Raw genomic sequence first — 26,130 nt, forward strand, 5'->3', positions numbered from 1 at the left:
TTTTTCGCGGGACGCACGTCACTTCGGTTTCCTAACCTCCAGAAGCGCCTTCATCAACTTGGCAGCCTCCGCCCGGGTCAGCGTTTTGTCTGGTTGGAACGCGTCGGGTGACCCGGAAGGAAGCAGCCCGTAGGCATGGGCCAGGGCGACGGCGGGCACCAGCCGCTTTTCTACATCCCGATACGGCGACGCAAACAGCCCCGGTTTTTCCAATAGTTCACCATACCCCAGCAGGCGGGCGGCCATTTCCGCCGCTTCTCCGCGGGTCACCGGGCGATCCGGCTCAAACCTGGTCCCCTCCTTGGGGATCAGTCCGTATTGAATCACTTTTTGGATGACACCGTACAGCGGGTGTTTCTCGTCGACGTCAGCAAACCGGTACGGCTGGCGGGCTTCATCGTCATCGCGCACGCTGATCTGCCGATGAAACTCGATGCGGTTGACCATGCGCGCCATCATCTGCACCATGTCACCGCGCGTCGCCGCTTTGTCCGGTTCCACCTTGCCGTCAGTCACCGTCAACAAGCCCTCCCGAATGGCAAACTGCAGTGCTGCCTGCTCGGGATGGTTGTCAATGTCCTGCGGAATTTCTTTTTTCCGCAAGTCGGCAAAACTGAGCCACTCCCCGGTCACGGCGTCCACGACTCCCTCATCGCCGACGTAGCTGTAGACAAGCAGCGGTTTGGACTCGCCGTCCGGCAGGTGATAGGCAAGCATCAGTTTCTTCTGCTCCCGCTCCGTTTTGGCTGCTGCCTTTTGGTCGATTTTGGCCGCTGTCGCCTCTGCACTGACAGGTCCAAACTCGTATACGTCCAGCTCTATCGCTTCCCCGGTGTCGGGATTGACGATCACGCGGAAATTCCTGTCTTCGATCGGAATGCCGTTCTTCATCAAGCCAAACCTAAACACGTAATACTGCCCCTGCTCCCGCACCTCCTCCTCGATCGTGCGGGATGGCTTGCGATCAATCAGATAGATGTCCCCCAGCCGTTCGGACAGCAGCGTTTTTACCAGCTTGACCGCACTCTCCTGCGCTGCTGTCCACGAGACCGCCTTCTCGATTTTCCGTCCCCGTTCGGCAGGAAACAGCCCTTCCCCGATGCGGTATTCGACTAATTCACCGCGGTCGCTGATGCTGATAACGATCGGCTCCGCATTTTTCCCCTGGACGTGCAGCGGAGTGAATTCAAAACGCCAGTATCTCGATTCCACGCCATCCGCTCCCGATCTGGCACCTCCTCCCCTGCTTCCATCGGAACGATAGCTGCCGGGAAGCCGCTTGACCAGCTCTTCGGCGATCTTCTGCGCCTCTTCCTTGCCGATCAGCTTGTCCGCTGCACGGCTGTTGACCGTGGTCCCCAGCGGCTTGATGCCGACTTCTTCGGCCGGCTCGCCGAGTGCGTTCAGTAACTTCCCGGTCGTTGCGTCCACGAACTGCGGATCAGTCTGGACGTAGCGGTAGACCAAGCGGTACCGGTTTGAGTCCTCCTGGTAACGGCCGGTCAGCTCACTCTCCAGCGAGTAGACCAGTGAGGGCGCCGCTTTTTCCGCCAGCAGCCGCTCCGCCTCGTCAGGCTGGATCACTGCCTTGGCGTCAGGCAGTTCTCCCTGGTACCAATTCCGAATAAACATGATCACTTCGCCGGTTCGATCGACGATCACCAGAACGCCGTTGCCGAGAAAAGGCGTGTCGTCTTCCATGCGTGTATAGGAAAAGACGCGCGTTCTCCACGGGTCACCCGTAAAATTGGGGAGGCCGGGGTATTCGTTTGGCTTGGACAGCTTCTCCCGCTCTGCTTTGGGGAGAACCCGCTCGAGAAACCGCTCGGCCGCCCGCAGCGCTTGTTCCTCGCTGACCGCCGATAACGAGTCGCTTTCCCACTTTTCATCGTGGTGTGAATAATACACCAATTGTCCCGTCACCGCATCGACGTTGACAGACAAAAATCCCTCCCTGCCTTTTACCCAGGTCAGGCTCCACAGCGGATGGTCAAACGGCAATTTTTGATTTTTCTTGTGGTACGACGTCCGATCCAGCTTGTAATCGGCCGGTATGTTCAAAAGCTTGCTCACCTGTTGAATCGCCTGCTCCTGCGTCAAACCGTCCGCCCGCTGCTCGGCGGCCAAGGCGCTCGGCAGGCTGTTCTCCCACACGCCGGCAAGCGGGACGGGAACACCGGTCAGCAGCACCGCTGCCGAAAATCCCGCTGCCACCCGCAGCATCTTTTTTCTGGTCATACCGAAAAACACCTCTCCCCTCTTGGCTTTGCGATTTCGAACACAATCTTACCATTTGTCACGAATTGATACAAATTATTCCATATATGAGAGGATCATCTATCCAGCAGATGCTTTGCATGCAAAAAAAATCTACCCCGGCTGCACCGTGGGTAGATTGTGGTTGAAAGAGTTACACCTGCAGCATTTGCGTGAGCGACTCGGGTGTGACAATGTTGCCCACCAGGAAGTTGCCGAACTCCCCATAGCGTGCGCTCACTTCGTCAAAGCGCATTTCGTAGACGATGTGCTTGAACTCGAGCGGGTCGTTGGCAAACAGCGTGACGCCCCACTCCCAATCGTCGAAGCCGACCGAGCCGCCGATGATCTGCTTCACTTTGCCGGCGTACTTGCGGCCGATCATTCCGTGCGAGCGCATCATTTCGGCACGCTGTTCCATCGTCAGCATGTACCAGTTGTCCTGCAGGTTGCGTTTTTTGTTCATCGGGTAGAAGCAGATGTGCTCCCACTTCGGCAGAATCGGGTAGAGCCGCTCCCGGATTTGCGGATTGGACTTCGGGTCTTCGCCGGGATTATGTACGTAGTTGCTCAGCTCCACCACAGAAATATAGGAGTACGGCGCCTCGGTGTACGCGGCGAAGCGGGTCTTGTTGAACGCCGTCTTGATCGCGTCCAGTTCCTGCATCGTCGGGCGCAGGAACAGGAAGACCAGGTCCGCCTTGTGCCCCAGGATGCTGTAGATGGCCGTGCTGCCTTGCTTCTCCTGTTCATTTGCCTCCCACTCGCGGATCAGGCCAAACAGCTCGTCCAGTGCGGCCTGGCGCTCTTCGGCCGAAGCCGCTTTCCACTTCTCCCAATTGATCGTGCGGAAATTATGATAAGTATACCAGCCTTCCAGCGTAAGCAATGCCTCGTTCGTGCTCATCAGGTTCAACTCCTTACGGTAATCTGGTGCATTCTTCTTGGACACTCCCAGTATAGCATAACGAACGAAGCGTTATGCGAAACGAATTGGTGAACAAGCGCCGCAAACAACGGCCGTTCACACCAGGCGGCCGCTGTTTTTCGTCTCGGCTGACAGCAGCGCTGCCGCCTCCTTGTCCGCGATGACGGTCACATCTGAATGAAGCTGCAGCAGCGACGCGGGCACGTCAGGCGTCTTCTCTCCTTCCAGCATGCGGCGCACCGCATCCGCCTTGGCCTCGCCGCTCGCAAGCAGCATGATCCGCTTCGCCGCCAGAATCGTTTTGATCCCCATCGATACAGCTTTCGTCGGCACTTCGTCGATCGATTCGAAAAAGCGCGCGTTCGCCTTGATTGTACTTTGTGCCAGTTCCACGATCCGCGTGGTCGTCTCCGCGTCGGACCCCGGCTCATTGAAACCAATGTGGCCGTTTCCGCCGATACCCAGCACCTGCAGGTCGATGCCTCCCGCCGCCGCGATTGCCGCTTCATATCGCCGGCACTCCGCCTGCAGGTCGGGTGCGTCTCCGCGCGGGATGTTGGTCTGCTCCAGCGGGATGTCCACATGGCGAAAAAAGTGTTCCTGCATGAACGTGTGGTAGCTTTGCGGATGATGCGGCGGCAGTCCGACGTATTCATCCAGGTTAAACGTCGTCACGCGGGAGAAGTCAACTCCCTCCTCGCGGTGCAGCCGCGCCAGTTCCCGGTACATGCCGATCGGTGTGCTGCCCGTAGCCAGTCCCAGTACGGCAGTGGGTTTGGCTGTCACCACCTGCGCCACGATGTGCGCCGCAGCTTTGCCCAACGACTCGTAATTCTCCGCAATCAGCAGTTTCATGCGCTCTCCCTCCGTCAGCCGCTTCAGTATTTTTTGTCCAGCACCGCTTTTGCCGTCTTTTCCTTGTAGGTCAGCGCTTTCTCCTGGATGCGCATGGCCAGTGCCGTACACAGGATGTCGATGACGTGCAGTTGGGCGATTTTGGCCGCGAGCGAACCGCCCTGCAGCGGCCCTTCCTTTGCTGCCGTCAAAAGCGTGACATCAGCCACGTTCGTGATCGGCGAGCGGCGGTAGTGGGTGATGCACAGCACTGTTGCCCCTGCTTCCTTCGCCACTTTCAGCGAATCGATCGTATCCTTGGTGCTGCCCGACACGGAGATGCCCACGGCGACGTCGCCGGGCCCCAGCGTGGCGGCAGCCATCGCCTGCAGGTGTGCCTCGTAAAAGGCGTCCACTTTCAGCCCCAGGCGCAAGCACGTGTATTTGGCATCCTGGGCCGTCACCCCGGATGTTCCCACGCCGTAAAAGTGGATCGTGTTGGCGGCTTGCAGCAGGTCGACACACCGCTCCAGCTCGACCGGGTCGATGAGCGAGCTGGTGTCACCAACCGCCTGCATGTTGGTGGCCGTCACCTTTTGCGCGATGGTCGTCAGCGAATCCTCCTCCGTTACCTCACCGTGCAGGTTTTTCACCGGATGGACCAGCTCCTGGGCCAGCGCCAGCTTGAACTCCTGGTAGCTGCGAAAACCGATCTTGCGGCAGAAGCGCAGCACGGTGGTTTCGCCCACGCCCGCTTTTTCCGCCAGGTCGATGACGGAAGAGTAAATTACGCTCTCCGTCTGGCTCAGTACGATCTCCGCCACTTTTTGCTCAGATTTGGTAAACGACGGCCGCAAACTCTGAATGCCCAGCAGGGTGGCATTGGTTTTGGCCGCGCCGCCGGACGCGCCGGCCGTCTGCTCTTTCTGATTTACCGTCATCGGCGTCCTCCTCCGTTTATCACCAAAAGAAAACAGCTTTATTCCTACCGCCATTATATGCAAAAGCGGAGCATTCCGCCATATTGATTGATATATGTGGAGAAGTTCTCCATTCTATATCAGACCGTTCTGATTCGCGGCGCACTCCGCTTCCGCGAGCATCCGCCGCTCTTGGCGCCGCTTGTCTTAGCGAACAACAACAAAAAAAGCCTCCACCCGGAACCTTTTGATCCGAGTGAAAGCTTTTCGACGTGTGTGCAAAGCACCGGCCGCCTACACGATTACGCGGTACCCGATCAGGATGACAAGCACCATCAGCGCGAGCGCGCCAACGAAAAATCCGATGCTGGCTTCCTGGCGGCGTGCCCGTCCCAGCGCCATTTCCATCAGCCCGAAGACGACAATCCCCAGCAGTCCCTTCACATAGTACAGGACGTCTCCCGTGTGGAACTTAAACAACATCCAACCGCCTGTCACGACCACAATCACCATCATCACGCGCAGAAACATGTGAACGATGTTGCCCACTTTTTCCTTGCCGAGACGGAAAAGGATGTACCCGACGATCAGCAGGATGAATGCCACTTCCCAACCGCCTACGTGGGCTTTAAGATACGCATAGCTCACCGTTTGCTCACTCCTTGCCCAGTGCAATCTCCATACTCGTCTCATTATAACAGATTGGCAAGGGAAAAGCAGGGCGCGCAATGCTTGGCGGTTTTGTGACAGCTAGTCACTGGACCGGACCCGCTTTTTTGGAAGCGGCCAGCCAAGATCAGTCTTCCCTCCCACAACATATTGTGTTATAGTACCTTCATACAACCATATATAGTACGCTTTGTGGTGCGCTTGACCAGGATTCCGGCAAGCGCTTAAAAGGGAAGACCGGTGCAAGTCCGGCGCGGTCCCGCCACTGTAAATGGGGAGCGACTCTGTCAGATGCCACTGTCGATCGCATCGACGGGAAGGTTCAGAGAAGCGATGATCCATGAGCCAGGAGACCTGCCACAAAGACAACACCGTTGGAACCACGAGGATGGGGAGGTGTGGAATCGGTCACCGGCGGCGTGCCGCTCTTTCTGGCGCACGTTCCGCTTTGACACAGGCATGTTTGTTTCCACATGGGCAACATCAGCATCCTCTACCCGACGGGAGAGGATGCTTTTTTCATGAACCGCAAAGGAGAGGGATAGATTGCAAACGGTTGTCTCTGGCATTGACCAACGTATTACATCGCTGATTGGCGACATTCTGGCCGATTTTCCCCGGCTGCGCGCAGATGCCGTCATCCAGTCGGCGGCCATCAGAGCCAAACACAAAACGCTCACGGAACAGGAAGCGGCAAAAATCGTTGCCATGTCGGCCGCCGAACTGATCTCCAAAGAGGAGCCGGAATGGACCTACGTCGCCGCCAGGGCGTACCTCGCTGCCCTGTATCACGAAGCGGCCCGCAGCCGGGCGTATTCCTTTAGTCCTGCGCGTCCCTACGGTTCGTTTTTGAACCTGTTGAAACAGCTGGTGGAAAAGGGCATTTACAAACAGGAACTGCTGACCGCCTACCGTCCGGAAGAGATTGCGGAGCTGGAACGGGAGATTGATCCGGAAAAGGACAAGCTGTTTACCTATTTGGGGATCGTGACTCTCGCCGAGCGGTATTTGGCGAGGGATTACACCGGCAGCCTGTATGAACTGCCCCAGGAGCGGTTTATGGTCATCGCCATGCACCTCATGCTGCAGGAACCCCGCGAAAAAAGACTCGCGCTGGTAAAGGAAGCCTACTGGGCGCTCAGCCATCAGTACATGACCGTGGCAACGCCCACCATGGCGAATGCCGGCAAAGCACGGGGCGGACAGCTCTCCAGCTGCTTTGTCGACACGGTCGACGACTCTCTGCAGGGCATCTACGATTCCAACACCGACGTCGCCCGGCTGTCCAAGATGGGCGGCGGCATCGGCGTGTACATGGGAAAAGTGCGGGCGCGCGGCTCTTCCATCCGCGGCTATGAAAACAAATCCAGCGGGGTCATCCCGTGGATTCGCCAGCTGAACAATACGGCGGTCAGCGTCGACCAGCTCGGAACGCGCAACGGCAGCGTTGCCGTGTATCTCGACGTGTGGCACAAGGACATCCTGGCGTTTCTCGATTTGAAAATGAACAACGGGGACGAACGCCTGCGGGCGCATGACATCTTTACGGGTGTGTGCATCCCTGATCTGTTCATGGAAGCGGTGGAAAACCGGGCCGAGTTTCACTTGTTTGATCCGCATGAAGTGCGCACCGTCATGGGCTTTTCGCTGGAGGATTGCTACGATGAGGAGCCCGGGCGAGGCACGTTCCGCGAACGGTACGAGGCGTGCGTGCGGCATCCCCGCTTGAGCCGCGTGACGGTACCCGCCATCGAGATCATGAAGCGGATCATGATCTCCCAGCTGGAGACGGGCACGCCGTTCATGTTCTACCGGGATACCGTCAACCGCGCCAACCCCAACAAACATGCGGGCATGATTTACTCCAGCAATTTGTGCACGGAAATCCTGCAGAACATGTCGCCCACCACGGTGACAGAAGAAGTGCTGCAGGACGGAGAGATCGTGATTCGGAAAACGCCGGGCGATTTCGTCGTCTGCAATCTCTCCAGCATCAACCTGGGGCGCGCCGTGCCTGCCAACGTGCTGGAGCGGCTGATCCCCATCCAGGTGCGGATGCTGGACAACGTGATCGATGTGAACCGGATCGACGTCCTGCAGGCCCAGCAAACCAACAAAAAGTACCGGGGCATCGGGCTGGGAGCGTTTGGCCTGCATCATCTGCTGGCGCTCCAGGAAATCAGATGGGAAAGCGAAGAAGCGGTCGCCTTCAACGACCGGTTGTTTGAACGCATCCATTACTTGACGATTCGCGCCTCCCTGGAACTGGCGAAGGAAAAAGGCGCCTATCCGCTCTTTTCGGGCAGCGAATGGGAAAACGGCAGCTATTTTGCCCGCAGGGGCTACAATTCGCCCGAGTGGGAGGCGCTGGCCAAAGAAGTGGCCCGGCACGGCATTCGCAACGGGTATCTGATGGCGGTCGCTCCCACCGGCTCCACGTCGCTGATCGCCGGCTCCACCGCTTCCGTCGACCCGGTGTTTGAACCGGTCGCCTACGAGGAGAAGACGACGTACAAAATCGCCAATCCCGCTCCCGATCTGACTGCCCGCACGATGTGGTACTACAAGGGAGCCTATCACCTCGACCAGCATTGGTCGATCAGACAGGCGGCCGCCCGCCAGCGCCACCTCGATCAGGGGCAGAGCATCAATCTGTATGTCCGCCCCGACATCCACGCCAGAGAGCTGCTGCAGCTCCATCTGGAGGCATGGAAGCAGGGGCTGAAGACGACCTACTACGTCCGCAGCCGGGCCGTAGAGATTGATGAGTGCGAAGCCTGCACCTGATCGCGGAAAGGAGAACGGATATGCTGCAGAAGCAAAAGGTATTTGATACAAGCGCGCCCAACAGGTCAACCAAAATCATCAACGGCGAGTGTTCCGGGGTGTTGAACTGGGATGATATCCGCCACCCGGCGATGTACAAGCTGTACAAGGTGCTGATCGCCAACCACTGGATTCCGTCCGAGATTTCGATGAACAAGGACAAGCAGCAGTTTGCCGAACTGACGCCGATCGAACAGGACGCCTTCAAGAAGATTATCGGGCTGCTGGCTGTGCTCGACAGCATGCAGACCAACTTTGTGACCGATGTCGGCCAATACTTCACCGACTCGTCCCTGGTGGCCATTGCCGCCATTATCAACCAGCAGGAGGTGATTCACAACCAGTCCTACTCCTATGTGCTCTCCAGTCTGGTCGACTACCAGACGCAAAAGGACGTGTTTGAATACTGGAAACACGACCAGGTGCTTCTGGAGCGCAATCTGTTCATCGCCGACATGTACCAGCGCTTCCGGGACGACAAAACCCCCCAGACCTTCCTGGAGGCGCTTGTCGCCGACATGATTCTCGAAGGGGTCTTCTTCTACACCGGGTTTGCGTTCTTCTACAATCTGGCCCGTCATCAAAAGATGCTGGGAACCAGCCAGATGATCAGCTACATTCAGCGGGACGAGGCGCAGCACACCTACTTTTTCGGGGAAGTGTTCCAGCTCCTGCTGGCCGATTTTCCCGAACTGGATACGAAACAAAACCGCTTCTTTGTGTATGAAAAGATGAATCAGGCGGTTGCATTGGAGATGAAATGGGCCCGCCATGTGCTGACAGGCGTCGAGGGCATTGACTTTGACGAATTTGACCGCTACATCCGTTATATCGTCAACAAGCGGTTGGACATGATGGGTCTGGAAAAGGCGTATGAGGGCGTGGATAACTGCATGCCGTGGATTCGGCCGTTTTCCGACGAAGCCCTGAATCAAACCAAAACGGACTTCTTTGAAGGAAAATCCCGCACGTATGCCAAGGTGACAAAAGAAAACGGATTTGACGAGCTGTAATGGCGAAAAACAACTTTTGTGTCAACAAAAAAACCAGCGGGCAGCCAATATCCCGCTGGTTTTTCCGTTGCTTACCGGACATCTGTTTGTGCGGTGAAATGATGCTGGAACTGTTCCCGCAAGGCGCGTTTCATGAATTTCCCCACGGTCGTCTTGGGAATCTCGCTCACGAAGACGATGTCATCCGGCAGCCACCATTTGGGAAACTGCGGAGCCAGGTACGCGAGCAGCTCTTCTTTGGTCACCTTGCCTTCGCTGCCCGCCTTTGGCACCACGCAGGCTACGGGCCGCTCGTCCCACTTGGGATGGGGAACTCCGATGCAGGCAGCTTCCAACACTGCCTCGTGGGCCATGAGCGCGTTTTCGAGATCGACGGAAGAAATCCATTCGCCGCCGCTCTTGATCAAATCTTTCGTCCGGTCGACCAGCTTGATGGTCCCTTCTTCGTCAATCGTCGCCACGTCCCCTGTATGCAGCCATCCGTCGATAAACGCCTCCTGGGAGCGTTCATCCCGGTAATACTCATCAGCAATCCACGGTCCGCGGACGAGCAGTTCTCCCATTTCCTGTCCATCCCATTTCACTTCACCATGGGGGCCGACCACCTTGACTTCCAGCCCGGGTACCACCATCCCCTGCTTGGCGTACACATCCAGTTTGGCTTCCAACGGCAAATCCTGCTGATAGCTTTTCAGGCGGGAAACGGTAACGAGGGGGCTGGTTTCGGTCATGCCATACGCATGCAGGACAGGGATGTTGAACTTCTCCGCGTACGCCTTGATCATCCCTCTGGGCGCAGCGGAACCGCCGCAGACGATGTTGCGCAGGCTGCTGGTGTCGTAACGTCCTTTTTCCAGCTCCTGGTACAGGCCCAGCCAGATCGTCGGGACACCTGCAGCAACGGTTACCTTTTCGGATTCGATCAACTCGGCCAGCAGCTGCGGAGTGAATCTGGGGCCGGGCAGCACTTGGGTCGTCCCGAACCACGTAGCGGCAAACGGAAGTCCCCAGGCATTCACGTGAAACATGGGAACGACCGGCATGCAGACATCGGACTCGGACAGCGCGAGCGAATCGACCAGCCCAATGCCCATGCAGTGCAGGACAATGCCGCGGTGCGTGTACACTACTCCTTTCGGCTTCCCTGTCGTGGCTGACGTGTAGCACATGCCGGCAGGTTCATTCTCCTGGATATCGATGGGGTACTCAAAATGGGGATCGCCCTCCCGCAGCAATGCTTCGTACGAGTAAAGCGGTTGGAGGCTGGAGGCGGGCAGTTCCTCGTGATCCGTCATGAGGATGTACGCCTTCACTGAATGGAGGTGATCCTTGCAGCCCTCAATGAGCGGCAGCAGGTCTTCGTCGATCAGCAGCACCTGATCTTCTGCGTGGTTGATGATGTACGTGATGTGGTCGGGGGAAAGACGAATGTTGATCGTATGCAGCACAGCTCCCATCCCCGGGATGGCGAAATACGCCTCAAGGTGCCGATGGTGATTCCACGCCAGTGTCCCTACGCGATCGCCGCGCTTGACGCCCAATTTTTTCAGGGCACTCGCCAGCCGGCGCGTTCGTTCGCCGATCTCTCCATACGTCAACCGATGAATCCCGGTCGCCGTTCGGGAGATCACCTGTTTCCTGGAAAAGTATTGTTCCGCCCTCTCCATCATAGGCGCGATGGTCAACTGGACATTCATCATGCGCCAACCACCCCCTGTACAAGTACAATTATTATTTTGAAAATACATACTATTTTATACTATATTGCCGTCCGAAATCCTTCTGCAAACGAGAAACGAGCCCTGGGCTTTGCCTGCCTGCAAAACCCAGGGCTCACATTTGTTTCGGGGTACGTGCCTAAACGCCTGTCACATCTATGTCGCATAATCAGGAGCGAACAGTTTTTTCAGCACCAGCGTGACCGCGCCGATCGCCGTGGCGTGATCGCCCAGCCTGGAGAGTGTGATGGACGCGGCTTCTGCGGGCGTCTGCAGCGCCCGGTTGCGCACCGTCTCGTTGACCGCCTGCAGCAGAAAATCTCCCGCTTTGGCCACTCCTCCGCCGATGATCACCCGTGCCGGATTAAGGACGTTGATTACAGCGGCGATCCCGATGCCCAGGTAACGTCCCGCAGCCTGCAGCACCTCAATGGCCAGCGCATCCCCCTGCAGCGCGGCTGCATGGACGGTTTCGCCAGTGACCGCATCCAAGTCTCCGCCCGCCAGTTCGGCGATGATGCTTGTTCGGCCCCGCTGCAGCTCCGCCTTGGCCCTGCCGGCGATCGCCGGACCGGAGGCGAGGGCTTGCAGACAGCCGTAGTTTCCGCAACTGCACTGCGGCCCTGCGGGATCGACAGTGATGTGACCCAACTCGCCGGCCGTGTGGGTGGTTCCGTCAAACAGCTTTCGGTCGATGATGATCCCGGCCCCGACCCCCCGTCCTACATTGACGCAGACGAAGTGATCGATATTCTGGCCGCTGCCGAACCAGCTTTCGCCCAGCGCCATGGCCCGCACGTCATTTTCCACTTCCACCGGCAGTCCAAACGCAGTCTGCAGGCTCTCACGAATCGGAACGTTGCGCAGGTTCAGGTTGGGGGCGTAGATCGACACCCCTTCGGCCGGATTGACCAATCCGTGCATCCCTACGCCAATCCCGATCACGGACGCTTTGTTCAACCGATTCCGGTCCATGATGCTGCGGACAGCCTCTGTCAGCAGTGCCAGCAGCCGTTCGCCGGTCAGGCCGGCGGGCATGCTGACCCTAAGCGAGTCGAGCATCTCCGCATCCAAATTGGTCAGCACCAGTTTGATGTCTTGCGTTCCCACGTCGATGCCGATTACCTGAAATGCCTGAGCATGAATGCGCAGCAAAATGGGTTTGCGGCCGCCGCTGGAGACGCCCAGATCGCTTTCGATCACCAGACCGGATTCCAGCAGTTCGCCGACGATATTCGTAACCGTCGGAGCGGTCAACTGCGTCCGTTTTGCAATGTCGGCGCGGGAAATGGGCCCTTCGGTGCGGATGACGTTCAGGATCAGCGACTTGTTCAGCGATTTCATCAGCTGAAAGCTGCCTGCCATGCCTCGGACCATGCATATCCCTCCTTTCACGTCAGCGTGCCCGATGTGCACAATCCACACACCAGTGATACCACAAGCCGCTGTCCGGTGCCAGTCCGGTCATTTGTTCCGCTGTCTTTAGACCTAGCGGATCAGGATGTCCGGCCGCAGGTACGTCCGCCCTTCGCTTGCCGCCTCCATGTACACCCATTCGCCCGTGTGCGTGATGAATTCAATCTCTTCCTCGTGAACGAGGAAGGTATCTTCCATCTTGATGCCGCGAATCGACGGATTCCAGGCGTAGGCCTGCTGCGCCCGGACGACGCCTGTTTCGCCCGGACCGACGAGAAATTCGCGGGGGACGTATCCGCTTGGCCCTCCCTGATGCAGCAGCTGCCAGTCGTCAGGGTATCCCGCCCGTTTGTACGCTTCAATCCCCCGCTGCAGGATGTCCGCCAGCTTCGCCCCCGGTCGCGTCGCCGCAATCATCGCCACCTCGATCTCCGCCAGCTTCCGCTTGTTTTCTTCCAACTCGGGCGCAAGGTCCCCGAAATGGACGAAGCGGGTGGCGTTTGCCACCAGTCCCCCTTTTTCCGCACACAACACGAGCATGGCGTAGCGATCCAGCTGCTTCTCCGTCGGAATTGGATGGCGATAACGGAAAATCCGCTCGTCCGTGGCGACCAACAGCACCTGCGGGTTGATTCCTTCTCTCAGCAGCTTGGCCGCGAGATGGGCGGCGATTTCGTGCTCCGTCCACCCCCGCTGGAGCTCCCGGCAGGTGGCTTCGAGCGCCTTGGCCGCCGTTTGCCCCAGCTGGCGGTAGCGCTCCATCTCCTCGCCTGTCAGCGTGGACCTGATCTGCGCCAGTTCACTGGCCACATTGGGCAGGTGATGGAACCAGACGTCGGCACCCACAGCTTTTCCCGCGCACAACTGCAGGATCGCTTCATCGGTTCCTTCATACCATTCAGGCGTGACGAACTCGCAGCCAAAGCCGGCCAGTTCCTCGTCACGAATGCGGGCGGCTTCCATCCGCGTTGTAATGCAGTACATGCGGTCGGACAGGATCAGCAGGTCCGCCACGCCCAACTCCGTCGTGTTGACGATGTGGTTGTCCCCTCCTCCGGTCGCCCAGGCGAAATTGGACCGTGTGCGGAGCAGCACCCCGTCCAGATTTTGCGCGTTCAAAAACGCCCGTATTTTCGTTACTGCCTCAGTGGGCATGGCACAGGTCACTTCCTTTCGTCATTCCGATAAACTGCAAAACGTCCGTTTTCAAGCGGTTGAGCCGTTCGCTCGCATCAGCCGCATCCGTTCCCTTTACGCCAAAGTAAAACTTGATCTTCGGCTCCGTGCCGGAAGGACGGGCCGCAAACCACGAACCGTCCGCGAGCAGGACTTTGATTACGTCGGCCGGCGGCAGCCCATCAATTCCGGGCAGATAATCCTTGCGTGCGGTCACCGCAGCATCACCCACCCGTTCAGGCGGCTCTTTGCGCAGGCGCTCCATCAGCTGCTGGATTCGCTTGGCACCCTCCCGGCCAGTCCACGTGAACGATACCAGCGCTTCCTGATAAAACCCTACCTGTTCATACAGCGCCAGCAGCACCTGATGCAGGCTTTTCCCCTGCTTGGCGTAGTAGGCTGCCATCTCCGCCGTCAACATGCACGCCTGCACCCCGTCCTTGTCGCGGCAAAAATCGCCGATCAGATAGCCGCAGCTCTCCTCGTAGCCAAAGAGAAACGTCTTCTCTCCCGTCTTCTCCCACTGCCGGATGGCTTCCGCGATATGCTTGAAGCCGGTCAGCGTCTCCACTGTTTCCACGCCGTACCGGGCGGCAATCGCGGCGCCCATCTCCGATGTGACGATCGTCTTCACGATCGCCCCGTTGCCGGGCAGCGCTTGTCGTTTTGCACGCTGGGACAGGATGTAGTCGAGCAGCAGCGCTCCCAACTGGTTGCCGGTCAGGCGGACAAATGCGCCGCTGCCGTCCCGCACCGCGACGCCAACGCGGTCGGCATCGGGGTCGGTGGCCATGGCCAGGTCGGCTTCCGTCTTTTCGGCCGTCTCGATCGCCAAGGCGAACGCCGCCGGGTCTTCCGGATTGGGAGAGGCCACTGTCGGAAAATCGGCATCGGGCCGCTCCTGCTCCGGCACGACGGTCACATGCCGGAAGCCGATGTCGAGCAGCGCCCTCTGCACCGGCGCGCTGCCCGTTCCGTGCAGCGGCGTGTAGACGACGCGGTAGTCTGCGTTGTTCTCCCGGGATTGGAATGCCAACGTGCGCAGCCGGGCGGCATAGGCCTCGTCCATCGCTGCGCCTATCTCTTCCAGCAGCCCCTGTGCCGCAGCATCCTCCGCGTCCGCCAGCGGCACCGCCAGTTCGTCCACGTCCGCCAATTCCGCTGCGATTGCCTCCGCCGCGTCCGCGGTAAGCTGGGCACCGTCGGCTCCGTACAGCTTGCAGCCGTTGTATTCGGGCGGATTGTGACTCGCCGTGATCATGATCCCGGCGGCCGCCCCCAGATGGCGAACGGCAAAGGAGAGTTCCGGCGTGGGACGCACACCTTCAAACAAATACGCCTTTACCTGGTTGGCCGCCAGGACCAGCGCCGCCTCCCGGGCAAATGCGGAAGACTGTCGCCGGGAGTCGTACGCGATGACCACACCCCGCCGCATCGCAGCGTCCCCCTGCCGGACGAGGAAACGAGCCAGGGACTGCGTCACCTTGCGGACCGTGTAGCGGTTCATCCGGTTGGTGCCGGCTCCCAGAACGCCGCGCAGTCCGCCGGTGCCAAACGTCAGCGACTGGTAAAACCGATCTTCGATTTCACGCTCGTCTCCTTCGATTTGGAACAGTTCCCGTCTCAGGTCCGGGTCCAGCTCCTCATGCCGAAGCCATCGTTCGTATTCTGCCTGCGCGTTCATTTCACATCTGCCCCTCCTCTCTCTTTACCGGTCCACACTGGCGTAGCCGTGCGGGTGGCGGCGGTGCCAGTTCCACGCGCTCGCGATGATCGTCTCCAGCTCAGGGCAGCGCGGCTGCCAGTTGAGCAGCCGTTTCGCCTTATCGGCGGAAGCGACCAGCACGGCCGGGTCGCCCGCCCGCCGGGGGCTAACTTTGGCGGGAATCGGATGGCCCGTCACCTTCCGCGCGGTGTCGATCACCTGTTTCACGGAAAAGCCCGTGCCGTTGCCCAGGTTGAACACATCGCTCCGGTTGTGCGTGCGGAGGTAGTTCAGGGCGAGCCGGTGTGCGTTCGCCAGGTCCATGACGTGCACGTAATCGCGAATGCAGGTCCCGTCTTCGGTCGGGTAATCGTCGCCAAACATCTCGATCTGCTCCCGCCGCCCCAGCGCTACCTGCAGGACGAGCGGAATCAGGTGGCTCTCCGGCTCGTGGTCTTCCCCGATCAGCGCATCCGGGTGGGCGCCGGCCGCGTTGAAGTAGCGCAGTGAGATCGACTTCAGTCCGTACGCCTGGTCGCACCAGCGAAACATCTTTTCCATGGCCAGCTTGGTCTCGCCGTACGGATTGGTGGGCACCGTCGGGTCTTCTTCCCGGATCGGGATGCGCTCAGGTTCGCCGTAGACGGCCGCTGTCGATGAAAAGACCACCTTGCGGACGCCGTGCTCCAGCATCGCCGACACCAGGGTATGAGTGCCGATCACGTTGTTGTCGTAATAGCCAAGCGGATCGCGGACGCTCTCCCCGACGAGCGATTTGGCCGCGAAGTGAATCACCGCTTCGATCTCATGGGCGCGGAACACCTCGTCCAGAAACCGCCGGTCCCGGATGTCTCCGCGGTACAGCGTGCCGCCAAGCACGGCCCGCTCGTGTCCTGTGCGGAGGTTATCCACCACGACGACCTCTTCGCCGTGGGCGAGCAGCTCCGCCACGGTGTGACTGCCGATATACCCTGTTCCACCTGTCACCAGAATCGCCATTATGCGCCGCCTCCCTCGGGCAATCGCCCATCTTTTTGCAAAAACCGCCGATACGCTTCCCGCAGCCGGGGCGCCGTCTCTTCCACGGACTGCGGATTGGTCGCCGCCCACGCTCCCATCTCCGAAGAGGCGTAGAACTTGATTTTGTCCCGATCCCGCAGCGGCGTGTAAAACTCGATGTGGAAATGGTAATAGTCCTCCACGTCGTCGCCGTTGACGGGGCGTTGGTGCATGACCATCATGTACGGGAACAGCCTATCGAACAGTTGATCCATCGCTCCGGTGGTGTCGCGAAGGATCGCGGCCAGGCTGCGTTTTTCCTCCGCAGTAAAATCGGTGATCGCCGTTTTGTGCTGTTTGCTGACGATAAACACGCCGTACGGGTAATCCGTAAAAAAGGGCAGGTAGGCGAGAAAGTGGTCGTTCTCGATGATGACCCGCTGTTGGAAGTTCTTCTCCTCGTCATTCATCTGGCACAGCAGGCACTTGCCCGTCTCTTGATAGTGCAGCTTGCAGCTTTCCAGCTCCTGCCTGATTTTCAGCGGCATTTTGGAGTAGGCGTAAATCTGTCCGTGCGGATGGGGCATGGTGACCCCACATTCTTCGCCCCGGTTTTCAAAAATCAGCACGTACTGGTGGCGAGGGTCTTTTTCCAGTTCAGCAAAACGCTCCGCCCACAGGTCGACCAGCTTGACGATATGATCAACAGAAAGTTCCGGCAATGTTTTCGTGTGATCGGGCGAGTACAAAATCACCTCGCACTTCCCGTACGACTTCGCCGTTCGGTACAGGGAGGTCTGCACCGGGTCCGGTTCCGGCGGATCGGGCGTCAGCACGGGAAAATCGTTGTCGTACTTGTACACGTCGTAGTGGTCCGGCACCTTGCCCGAGCCCGGGCAAAACGGGCAGTAATCCTTGGGCATGTGCGGACGGTGCTGCCTGTTGGACGCCACCATCGTCCAGTCGCGCAGCAGGGGATTGTAGCGCAGTTCAGCCATTGGCCAGATTCCTCCTTGCTCTCGTTCGTTTCGTTTTCAGGATGCTTGCAGAGGTTACGCGGAAGGAGGCAGGACGATTTCGCCCGCTCCGTCTCCGAGCTCGCACACGTAAAAGTCGGGTACCAGCCCTGTGGCTTGCGTGTAACGTCCGGCAACCTGACGCTTGAACGCGTCCACGGCGTCCGCCTGCACCAGACTGACCGTGCAGCCGCCGAACCCTGCCCCCGTCATGCGGGTGCCGATGCAGCCGTCAGCCTGTGCCGCCGCTTCAAACAGCGCATCCAGTTCGCCCCCGGTCACTTCGTACAGGTCGCGCAGCGATTCATGCGAAGCTTTCATCAGGCGGCCGAACGCGTGCAGATCACCGGCTGCCAGGCATTGCGCCGCCTGGATGACCCGCTCGTTTTCGGCGACTACATGCTCCACCCGCCTGCGAATCACCTCGTTGGAGAGGGACGTGCTGACCTGCCGCCACTCGTTGCCGGAAAGATCGCCCAGCGAGCGGAGATGCGGCAGACGCTTCTGCAGTTCGCTTAATCCTTCCTCGCACTCCCGGCGGCGTTCGTTGTACGTGGAGTCGGTCAAGGACCGCCGCTTGTTGGAGTTGGTAATCACCAGCTTGTATCCGTCGATGCGAAACGGCACGTATTCGTAAGTCAGCGTGTCGCATTTCAGCATGATTGCATGCTCCTTTTTCCCCATCCCGACCGCGAATTGATCCATGATCCCGCAGCGCACCCCGACAAAGCGGTTTTCCGCCCGCTGCGCCAGTTTGACCAGTTCCATCATCGGCATATCGATCCCCGCCAGGGCGGTCACGGCCACAGCGGCCGCCAATTCCACGGAAGCCGAAGACGACAGGCCCGCCCCGTTGGGAATGTTTCCGAAAAACAGCAAATCGGCCCCCTTCAGCAGCGGAGCGCATTCCGGCAGCGCCGTCAGTTCATGTACAACGCCCTTGGGATAATTGGCCCATCCGTCTTCTGCCCGGTAGACGATGCGGGACGCTTCACACGAGGTTTTCCCGGGAAAATTGACGGAAGCAAACCGGTACACCCCGTCCTGCCGGGGAGCGGCCAGCGCCCAGGTACCGTACGTGAGGGCGGCGGGAAACACATAACCCCCGTTGTAATCGGTATGCTCCCCGATCAGATTGACCCGCCCCGGCGCAAAGAAGACGCGGACGTCTTCCCGTATGCCAAACTCCTCGCGAAATCTCGCGTGCAGCTGTGCGTAGATCTCCACAGACATCACCCTTTCCTTTCTCCTCTCGCCGGCATGATGTCGGCGGCAGCCCTTTCGATTCCAGGTGCTTGCCAACGTCAACCCCTGCTTTTCCGGCTGCCAACCGGCAGGGCCGTGGAGAGTGGGAAACATACTTTATTAAATTAATTAAATAATACAATGTTCGAAATTGATTCTCAATCATTGATTTTTTAGTTAAGGACGCCCTTCTCAGTACCTTTTGTCTTTCGTGTAGATAAACTGCGGACTCATGAACGACGTAATCATTACTTTTGATTTGTCATTCTTCACTTCATATATGCGTTCGCCATGTTGTGTTTGCCCGATCAGTTTGCCAAACGTAAAGGCTGCCGGATCAGCAGAAATATCCCAGTAGTAAACATCACCATTGATCGTTACCTTACTGATGGAATATTCAGTGCCATTAAAAACCACCACTTGTACGTTGCGTTCTAACGAATATGTGGGGACGTTGAGCAGCTTGTAAATATTAAGGCTTACGAGCAATAGGATGATAAAAAATGCACAAATGATAAAGATTTTTCCCTTCATATATCCTCATCAGCTCCTTGGCAGCAATTAACGTTTTACTTGCGGGCAACTCCGGCGGATGGAGTCGTACCCTCTCTTTTCGTGGCCCAATCATTACGCATCCGCCGCTGCCGTCATTTTGCTCCCGGCTCAATGGCCGGGCCGTTCCAACATCAGCGTATGTAGCGCCGCTTTTACCGCCGCCACCTTCGCCTCGTCCACGGGCTTTTGCGCCTGGCCGTCTTCGCGGACGCCGGTGCCGAAATGGACTTCCGTCGCGCCGGTAGAGCGGATCACATCAGCCATCGTCGTCAGCGTCAGTCCGCTGCCGGCCATGATGGACAGATGCGTCCCCGCGGTCAACCGCACCAGGTCGGCGATCCGCTCCGCTCCGTCCAGCGCGCTTTTTTGTCCCCCGGATGTGAGAATCCGCCGCACCTGCGGATAGTGAAGCAGCACGCTTGCCGCTCCCAATTGGTCGGCGGCTTCGTCAAAGGCGCGGTGGAACGTGACGTCCAGCCCTTCCGCTTCGGCCAAAAGCTCTTCCAGCGCTGCCGTATCCACCTCACCCTGCGGCGTCAGGGCGCCGAGGACGATGCCCGCCGCACCGCTCTCGCGGATGACGCGGATGTCTTCGCGCATTACCCGCAGATCGTCGGCCGTGTAGCAAAACGACTGGCTGTGCGGCCGTACCATGACGTTGACCGGGATGGAGACGGCTTTGACCACCGCGTCGATCAAACCGCAGCTGGGCGTCACGCCCCCTTCCAGGATGCCGCTGATCAGCTCAATCCGATCCGCCCCTCCCCGCTCTGCCCGTTTGGCGTCCTCCACTGTCGTCGCTATCACTTCCAATACCATCGCACTTCCTCCGTTCTCGTGTCTTGCATAGGTAACTGGCCGCAGCCGATCGGACTGATGTAGCAAGCCAAATAACGGCAGTCCGCGCTGACGGCAAAAATAGTGTATAATCAGAATAGCCATGCCCATACCGACTGACAACTGCATACTGGAAAATCCATGCGCACGCATGGGAGAGGTTCGCGAACTCCCTCTATAAAAAACTAAGGTGAAAAACAGTACCCTTGGTATTGTTTTGTTTTTTTTGCAGGATTCAGTTCAAGAACTCTCTTTCTTCCACCACAACGCAAAGGAGATGGAGAGCATGAAACAGGAAAAAGCCGTCGTCGTCTTCAGCGGCGGCCAGGACAGCACGACCTGCCTGTACTGGGCGCGCAAGCAGTTTGGCGACGTGGCCGCGATTACGTTTGACTATCAGCAACGGCACAATCTGGAGATCGAATGCGCCCGGCAAATCGCCGAGGAATTGGGTGTAGAACACACGGTATTGGACATGAGCTTGCTTAATCAGCTGGCACCCAACGCGCTGACCCGAACCGACATTCCGATCGCCCAGGAAGACGGCCAGCTTCCCTCCACATTCGTGGACGGCCGCAATCTGCTGTTCTTGTCGTTTGCCGCCGTCTTTGCGAAACAGCGGGGGGCCCGCCATCTGGTCACCGGCGTGTGCGAAACGGACTTCAGCGGGTATCCCGACTGCCGCGACGCGTTTATCAAGTCGCTGAACGTCACGCTCAACCTGGCGATGGATTATCCGTTCGTCATCCACACGCCGCTCATGTGGCTGAACAAGGCGGAGACCTGGAAACTGGCCGACGAATTGGGCGCGTTTGACTATATCCGCGAAAAAACACTCACTTGCTACAACGGCATCAAGGGAGACGGCTGCGGCGAATGCCCCGCCTGCAAGTTGCGGAAAGCCGGCCTGGAGGCCTACCTGCGGGAACGCGGGGAGGTGAAGGCCTGATGAGCGGCTTTTTTGACTTCCGCATTGTCGACCGGCTGCAAACGCTGGGCAAAGAGATTCAAAAAGAACAGCTTCGCTATCACCGCAAGCGGGTGCTGGTCAGCAAGGAGTTTACCTTTGACGCCGCTCACCACCTGCACGCCTACGAAGGAAAGTGCAAAAACCTGCACGGCCACACCTACAAGGTGGTCTTCGGCATCAGCGGCTATCCGAATGAGATCGGCATCGTCATTGATTTCGGCGACATCAAGGAGATCTGGAAGCGGCACATCGAAGTGTACCTGGACCACCGCTACCTGAACGAGATGCTTCCGCCGATGAACACCACGGCGGAAAACATGGTGGTCTGGCTGTTCGAGCAGATGGAGGCGCAGCTGAGCTCGGAAGCGTACCGCGACCGATATGACGGTGCCCGCGTGGAATTTGTCCGCCTGTACGAGACGCCGACCAGCTACGCCGAAGTGAGACGGGAGTGGATGTACGAGTGAACACCATTCCGGTGCTGGAAATCTTCGGCCCCACCATTCAGGGAGAAGGCATGGTGATCGGCCAGAAAACGATGTTTGTGCGCACCGCCGGCTGCGACTACCGCTGCCGCTGGTGCGACTCCGCCTTTACCTGGGACGGCTCGGCCGCAGGCGAAATCCGGCAGATGACGCCCGAGGAAATCTGGGGAGAGCTGCGCCGCATCGGGCAGGACCGCTTTGGCCACGTCACCATCTCGGGCGGCAATCCGGCGCTGATTGCCAACGTCGGGCAGCTCGTCCGGCTGCTGCGGGAGCAAAACATCCGGACGGCGGTCGAGACGCAGGGCAGCCGGTGGCAGGATTGGCTGCTGCAGGTTGACGACGTGACGATCTCGCCCAAACCGCCCAGTTCCGGGATGACCACCGACTTCACCGCGCTGGATGCGATGGTGCACGCGCTGTCCGGCCGAGCCGGCGATGTGCGCACCAGTCTGAAGGTGGTCGTGTTTGACGAAGCCGATTTTGACTACGCCCGCCAGGTGCATCTGCGGTATCCGCGCGTTCCCTTTTATCTGCAGGCAGGGAACGACGACGAGGCGCAGGCCGATCTCGCCGGTCTGCGGGAGCGCTTGCTGGCGGCCTACGAATGGCTGATCGAGCGGACGATGACCGCAGCCGACATGAACGACGTCAAAGTGCTGCCCCAGCTTCACGCGCTGGTGTGGGGCAACAAGCGGGGCGTCTGACAAATGGCGCGTTTTTCAAACGAAACGGGGGAATATTGCATGGATAACCATCAGGAACGAGATCTTTCTTCGCTCACGCTGCTGGGCAACAAGCAGACGAAATACAGCTACACCTACGATCCCGATGTGCTGGAGACGTTTGACAACAAGCATCCGTACCGCGACTACTTTGTCAAATTCAACTGTCCGGAGTTCACCAGCCTGTGTCCGATTACCGGACAGCCCGACTTTGCCACCATCTACATCAGCTACATCCCGGACAAGAAAATGGTGGAGAGCAAGTCGCTGAAGCTGTACCTGTTCAGTTTCCGCAACCACGGCGACTTCCACGAGGATTGTGTCAACATCATCATGAACGACCTGATCAAGCTGATGGACCCGAAATACATCGAGGTGTGGGGCAAGTTCACCCCGCGTGGCGGGATCTCCATCGATCCGTACTGCAACTACGGCAGACCGGGCACCAAGTACGAGAAGATGGCGGAGTACCGCCTGATGAACCACGACATGTACCCGGAGAAGGTGGACAACCGCTGACAGAACGGACAGGTGAAGCCGCGGCGCATACACCGCCACCGGCCCACCTCAAAAAAATGCCAGACGAGCCGATCGTCTGGCATTTTGCCTGTAAAAAACGTCCTGAAAAGAATGGGCGTGTTGCCATCCGGAGACACAATGAGACGCGGGCCGCCGCTTCGTCTCCCGCTAGCGTGCCGCCTGGGCCGCTTTCAGCAGCAGCGGCGCCTGTTTATTGTACTGGCGGACAAGCTGTTCGAGGTGCCGTTTTACCTCAGCCTGCGGAAGCGGAAGCGGCAGTTGGTCATACTCCCGGCCGTTCACCACGATGAGGGATCGCAGCATTTGTTGCTGCGCTTCGCTGAGCGTGGCGAAGGACAGCGGTTTCGGCTTGACGGCCGCCGCCTGTGTCCGCAGCAGCTCCTGAAAAAAGGACTGCAGGTATTCGGTGTAGTAGCTGTCTATCGACTGCTCAACACCTTTTATCCATCTCTCCCGCACCAGCCCCCGTTTTTCCGCCCAGTCCCGCAACTGCTGCTGGGTCAGAGACTGGCTCGTCTTTCCATTCACGACGTAATACATCAGCGCGAAGAAGTCGTCATCCGACAGGACAGCGCGGCGGGGATCGTCCTTGATGATCCCTTTGGCGATCAGCGCTTGCAGGACTTCGCGCTTCCCGGAATTGACCGGCAAGTTAAAGTAGAGCGCCAGGTTGGCGAAAAACACGCGCTCGCTGTTGTCCGCCTCCGGCCATCGGTACGGTTTGCCGAAGTCCGCCAGCTCAAGCGGATTGTTTCGCAACAGCTCCCTGTAGGCTGCAAACGCCTGCGGCGTCAGCGGACGATACGAGACCGCAGGCTTTTTCGTGAATAGCGCCGTGCGGAACACCTCCTGTCCGCTGCTGTTCAGGTAGCCAAAATGGCCCCCTGCGGTAAATACGAACGGCGGTGCCTGGTCGGGTGACAGGCCGAACTGGCTGAATACCTTGTCTGCCGGCTTTACGCTTTCGTATTTCGGCGGTGTCAACACGCGGAGGTCTGTCCCCAACAGGCCGTACAAACCGGTGCGCTGGTCCTGGTAGGCGACGAACCGCTGCCCGCCGACGGTTTTGATCACTTCCAGCGAGCGGTATCCGCCGTTTGTCAGCCGGTTTCCGTCTGCCGCGTAGACATCCCAACCGCCATTACCCTGAACGAAGACTAGTCCGCTATTGCTATCGACACGATAGCCGCTGATCCCCTCCAACCTGCGGGCGGCCCCGTCTCCCCCTGCGAACCACAGATCGCGTCTGCCGTCCTTCTGTACAAACACGAACAGCGCGCGCTCGTTTACCTGCCAGGCGGTAAAGCTGTGATAGCGAAAGTCGCTTTCCACCTGCAGGGAGTCGTTTGCGATCTTTACCAGCGCCAGTTCGCCCGTGTCGTTTTTTGTCCCGGCCGTGTAGATGGCTTCGCCAATGTCGATCAACATGATCGGCCGCTCGATGCTTTTATACCGAGCCGCGATCTTCACGTCTGTCGTCAGCATATTGCCATCGGGCGTGTACAGGTCTGCGGCATCACCGTCAACAGCGACCACGAGCTCGTGATCAGTGTACACGGACTGGTATGGCTTGCTGATTGGCTGCCTGGTCTCCTTTTCGATAATGACCACGTCCCCTTCCTTGTTGACAGACGCGGACAACGTGTCCGTAAGTGGGTAGATGGTCGGCTCGTTCGCATCCTGGGATGAGCCGTCCGATCGATAGATCCGCTGCTTGCCGTCTGGTCCGGTGACGGTGGCCGTTCCCGCGTACGAATCGTAGCTGATCAGCGTGTGTTCCGCAGGCGGCACGAGCAGACCCGCCTTCTGCGAATACAGCCCCACCTTTGTCCCGTCCTGCACGCTCACCATATTGTAATCGCCGATCGTGGTCACGGCGTCAAACCAGGCGTCCGGCTCCTGTACGGGCCTGCCCCACTCGCCCCGCAGGATGCCTTTCTTGCCGTCGGAGCGGACCAAAAGCCGTATCCCCGACACCCGTTCCACGCGCGGGTAGACAAACGGCACAACCGTTTCACCCCGGACGTTTTTGACGCCGTACAACCCGGTGGACGGGTCCTGTCCCAACACATAACCGCCGTGCAGGTACTCCGACTGCTTGAGCGCAAAGGAGGTTCCCCCGGCCGTCGAATGGTACGTGATGCCTCCCCCAGACACGGTGTAATAGGCGTCCGGCACATCACGCAGGACACCGACATCAGTAAAGCTGGGGGGAGCCAGCATGCCGTCTTTCCACAGGCCGACGCCCTCCTCAGCTTCCACGCGGAAGAAGCCGTTTTCCAGTGGAACCAGCGCCTTGTACTTGGGCTCCAGGAGGTATCGCCCGTTCAGGTCGACCAATCCCTGCTTGCCGCCGGATGCGATCCGGATGTACGCCGGTTTCAACCCGTTGTTCGGAACCAGCGAGGCGCGGGGCAGAGAAAACAAGGGCTTGAGGGTAACCGGATCGTACACGGTCAGTTTTTGGGCAGTGGTCGCCACCAGATAACGGACGCTTTCGTCTTCATCATCCGTTCCCCGTACCGCCACGTCCACCATTTCGATTTTCCCCTGGAACGGCGGCAGCAGCACCTTGCCGGACGGGTCCAGCAGCATGGAGGTGCTGCCGCCCATCGCAATCACCGTGGGGTATGTCCGGGACAGAAAATATGTGTGGGCGCCGGCAAATTTGCTTGGGGAAAGGGCCCGTTTCGGCAGATCAATGTAATGAAACCAGCCGCCTTTGCGGACGACGGCGATGTTTTTCCCGTCGGGGATGTCGGCATCATCCCAGACAGACGGCGTAATCTCCTTGCCGGTGCGACCGTCGAGAATCCCTTTTTTGCCGCCTTTGGTCACGACATAATAATCTCCCCGCTTGGCAGCATCGTCGAAAACCGCGTTGGTGACCAGCGAGCTGCCGTCGGTGAAGCCGATTTTGTAATCGGTTATATACGGATGAACAGTGCCCTGGCCGGCAGCCTGCCCGGTCGGCATCATCGCGCTCCATACCAGCGCGACGGACGTGACCAGGGCTGCGATTCGTTTGTTCACGTTGGGTCTCCCTTCTGTTTTGGCTGTCAATTGTAAGACGTTTCCGGACCAAAATGGTTGCGTTTCCGGTTTTCCGTATTCGCTCTGCTGCGCTCCGCTTATGACGACGGCAGGCAGTTTCGGCACATCGGTCTGCCTTCACATGCTGATAAGCAGCGACACGAGAATGGGGGTGCCAAAAGCGATACAGGACCGCGCCCGCCGGGGACTGCTCCCGGGACGGACCGGTCCTGCTTTTTGTGCCGATACATCACGTCGGCTCTC

At 58.7% G+C, this 26,130-nt stretch carries 21 protein-coding genes and 2 riboswitches; of the genes, 6 read left to right on the forward strand and 15 right to left on the reverse strand.

What is annotated here, in order from left to right:
* Nucleotides 1-18 precede the first annotated feature (18 nt).
* From KDN35_RS03630 to KDN35_RS03650, 5 genes are all read right to left on the reverse strand, one after another.
* Complete coding sequence (locus tag KDN35_RS03630) at nt 19-2,238, reverse strand: S-layer homology domain-containing protein (protein WP_212132100.1); 2,220 nt, start codon at nt 2,236-2,238, stop codon at nt 19-21.
* A gap of 172 nt (nt 2,239-2,410) precedes the next feature.
* Nucleotides 2,411-3,163 carry a hydrogen peroxide-dependent heme synthase gene (gene hemQ / locus KDN35_RS03635; protein WP_171565897.1) on the reverse strand — a complete coding sequence of 251 codons (753 nt, stop codon included), beginning with the start codon at nt 3,161-3,163 and terminating at the stop codon, nt 2,411-2,413.
* 117 nt (nt 3,164-3,280) lie between these two features.
* The gene (nagB, locus tag KDN35_RS03640) at nt 3,281-4,039 is read right to left on the reverse strand and encodes a glucosamine-6-phosphate deaminase (RefSeq protein WP_212132101.1); all 759 of its coding nucleotides are present in this window, start codon (nt 4,037-4,039) and stop codon (nt 3,281-3,283) included.
* Nucleotides 4,040-4,062: 23 nt separating this feature from the next.
* Nucleotides 4,063-4,959: a MurR/RpiR family transcriptional regulator gene (locus KDN35_RS03645; RefSeq protein WP_171565895.1), complete on the reverse strand. Its 897-nt coding sequence runs from the start codon at nt 4,957-4,959 to the stop codon at nt 4,063-4,065.
* A 273-nt stretch (nt 4,960-5,232) separates the two neighbouring features.
* Nucleotides 5,233-5,586, reverse strand: coding sequence for a YisL family protein (locus KDN35_RS03650; protein ID WP_230077342.1), 354 nt, complete (start codon nt 5,584-5,586; stop codon nt 5,233-5,235).
* A gap of 197 nt (nt 5,587-5,783) precedes the next feature.
* Nucleotides 5,784-5,983: riboswitch (cobalamin riboswitch) on the forward strand.
* Nucleotides 5,984-6,174: 191 nt separating this feature from the next.
* Between KDN35_RS03650 and KDN35_RS03655 the strand changes: the two genes are divergently transcribed.
* Both KDN35_RS03655 and KDN35_RS03660 read left to right on the forward strand, forming a co-directional pair.
* A complete protein-coding gene (locus KDN35_RS03655) occupies nt 6,175-8,394 on the forward strand; it encodes a ribonucleoside-diphosphate reductase subunit alpha (protein WP_371808899.1) in 2,220 nt (739 codons plus the stop codon).
* Between the two features lie 23 nt (nt 8,395-8,417).
* On the forward strand, nt 8,418-9,446 hold the full coding sequence (locus KDN35_RS03660; protein WP_212132144.1) for a ribonucleotide-diphosphate reductase subunit beta: 1,029 nt from the start codon (nt 8,418-8,420) through the stop codon (nt 9,444-9,446).
* Between the two features lie 71 nt (nt 9,447-9,517).
* Here the strand turns inward: KDN35_RS03660 and KDN35_RS03665 are convergent, their stop codons facing one another.
* The 9 genes from KDN35_RS03665 to KDN35_RS03705 all read right to left on the reverse strand — a co-directional run bounded on the left by KDN35_RS03665 (nt 9,518) and on the right by KDN35_RS03705 (nt 20,095).
* A complete protein-coding gene (locus KDN35_RS03665; protein ID WP_171565892.1) occupies nt 9,518-11,146 on the reverse strand; it encodes a long-chain fatty acid--CoA ligase in 1,629 nt (542 codons plus the stop codon).
* 174 nt (nt 11,147-11,320) lie between these two features.
* Nucleotides 11,321-12,541, reverse strand: coding sequence for an ROK family transcriptional regulator (locus KDN35_RS03670; protein WP_171565891.1), 1,221 nt, complete (start codon nt 12,539-12,541; stop codon nt 11,321-11,323).
* Nucleotides 12,542-12,652: 111 nt separating this feature from the next.
* On the reverse strand, nt 12,653-13,735 hold the full coding sequence (locus KDN35_RS03675; protein WP_171565890.1) for a M24 family metallopeptidase: 1,083 nt from the start codon (nt 13,733-13,735) through the stop codon (nt 12,653-12,655).
* Nucleotides 13,725-15,440, reverse strand: a complete 1,716-nt coding sequence (locus KDN35_RS03680; RefSeq protein ID WP_212132104.1) for a phospho-sugar mutase — start codon at nt 15,438-15,440, stop codon at nt 13,725-13,727. Before KDN35_RS03680 ends, KDN35_RS03675 begins: the two co-directional genes overlap by 11 nt.
* 24 nt (nt 15,441-15,464) lie before the next feature.
* Complete coding sequence (galE, locus tag KDN35_RS03685; RefSeq protein ID WP_171565888.1) at nt 15,465-16,460, reverse strand: UDP-glucose 4-epimerase GalE; 996 nt, start codon at nt 16,458-16,460, stop codon at nt 15,465-15,467.
* Complete coding sequence (gene galT, locus KDN35_RS03690; protein WP_212132105.1) at nt 16,460-17,458, reverse strand: galactose-1-phosphate uridylyltransferase; 999 nt, start codon at nt 17,456-17,458, stop codon at nt 16,460-16,462. The genes galE and galT overlap by 1 nt, the downstream gene beginning before the upstream one ends.
* A 54-nt stretch (nt 17,459-17,512) precedes the next feature.
* Nucleotides 17,513-18,709: a galactokinase gene (locus KDN35_RS03695; RefSeq protein WP_212132106.1), complete on the reverse strand. Its 1,197-nt coding sequence runs from the start codon at nt 18,707-18,709 to the stop codon at nt 17,513-17,515.
* A gap of 204 nt (nt 18,710-18,913) precedes the next feature.
* The gene (locus KDN35_RS03700) at nt 18,914-19,255 is read right to left on the reverse strand and encodes a hypothetical protein (protein ID WP_171565886.1); all 342 of its coding nucleotides are present in this window, start codon (nt 19,253-19,255) and stop codon (nt 18,914-18,916) included.
* 129 nt (nt 19,256-19,384) lie between these two features.
* Nucleotides 19,385-20,095, reverse strand: coding sequence for a copper homeostasis protein CutC (locus tag KDN35_RS03705; protein ID WP_171565885.1), 711 nt, complete (start codon nt 20,093-20,095; stop codon nt 19,385-19,387).
* A 169-nt stretch (nt 20,096-20,264) separates the two neighbouring features.
* A riboswitch (PreQ1 riboswitch) is annotated at nt 20,265-20,308 on the forward strand.
* Between the two features lie 82 nt (nt 20,309-20,390).
* Here KDN35_RS03705 and queC point away from each other — a divergent pair.
* Genes queC through queF form a run of 4 tightly spaced genes read left to right on the forward strand, consistent with a single transcriptional unit; the run spans nt 20,391 to nt 22,812 of the window.
* Nucleotides 20,391-21,062, forward strand: coding sequence for a 7-cyano-7-deazaguanine synthase QueC (queC, locus tag KDN35_RS03710; RefSeq protein ID WP_268255203.1), 672 nt, complete (start codon nt 20,391-20,393; stop codon nt 21,060-21,062).
* Entirely contained in the window at nt 21,062-21,550 is a 489-nt protein-coding gene (gene queD / locus KDN35_RS03715; protein WP_212132108.1) for a 6-carboxytetrahydropterin synthase QueD, read from the forward strand. The genes queC and queD overlap by 1 nt, the downstream gene beginning before the upstream one ends.
* The gene (gene queE, locus KDN35_RS03720) at nt 21,547-22,275 is read left to right on the forward strand and encodes a 7-carboxy-7-deazaguanine synthase QueE (protein ID WP_212132109.1); all 729 of its coding nucleotides are present in this window, start codon (nt 21,547-21,549) and stop codon (nt 22,273-22,275) included. The genes queD and queE overlap by 4 nt, the downstream gene beginning before the upstream one ends.
* 39 nt (nt 22,276-22,314) lie before the next feature.
* Nucleotides 22,315-22,812: a preQ(1) synthase gene (gene queF, locus KDN35_RS03725; RefSeq protein ID WP_171565881.1), complete on the forward strand. Its 498-nt coding sequence runs from the start codon at nt 22,315-22,317 to the stop codon at nt 22,810-22,812.
* A 168-nt stretch (nt 22,813-22,980) separates the two neighbouring features.
* Here queF and KDN35_RS03730 read toward each other — a convergent pair whose 3' ends face one another.
* The gene (locus tag KDN35_RS03730) at nt 22,981-25,866 is read right to left on the reverse strand and encodes a WG repeat-containing protein (RefSeq protein WP_212132110.1); all 2,886 of its coding nucleotides are present in this window, start codon (nt 25,864-25,866) and stop codon (nt 22,981-22,983) included.
* Nucleotides 25,867-26,130 lie beyond the last annotated feature (264 nt).

The organism is Brevibacillus sp. NL20B1 (genome assembly GCF_018195675.1).
In the GTDB taxonomy this organism is placed as follows: domain Bacteria; phylum Bacillota; class Bacilli; order Brevibacillales; family Brevibacillaceae; genus Brevibacillus; species Brevibacillus aydinogluensis.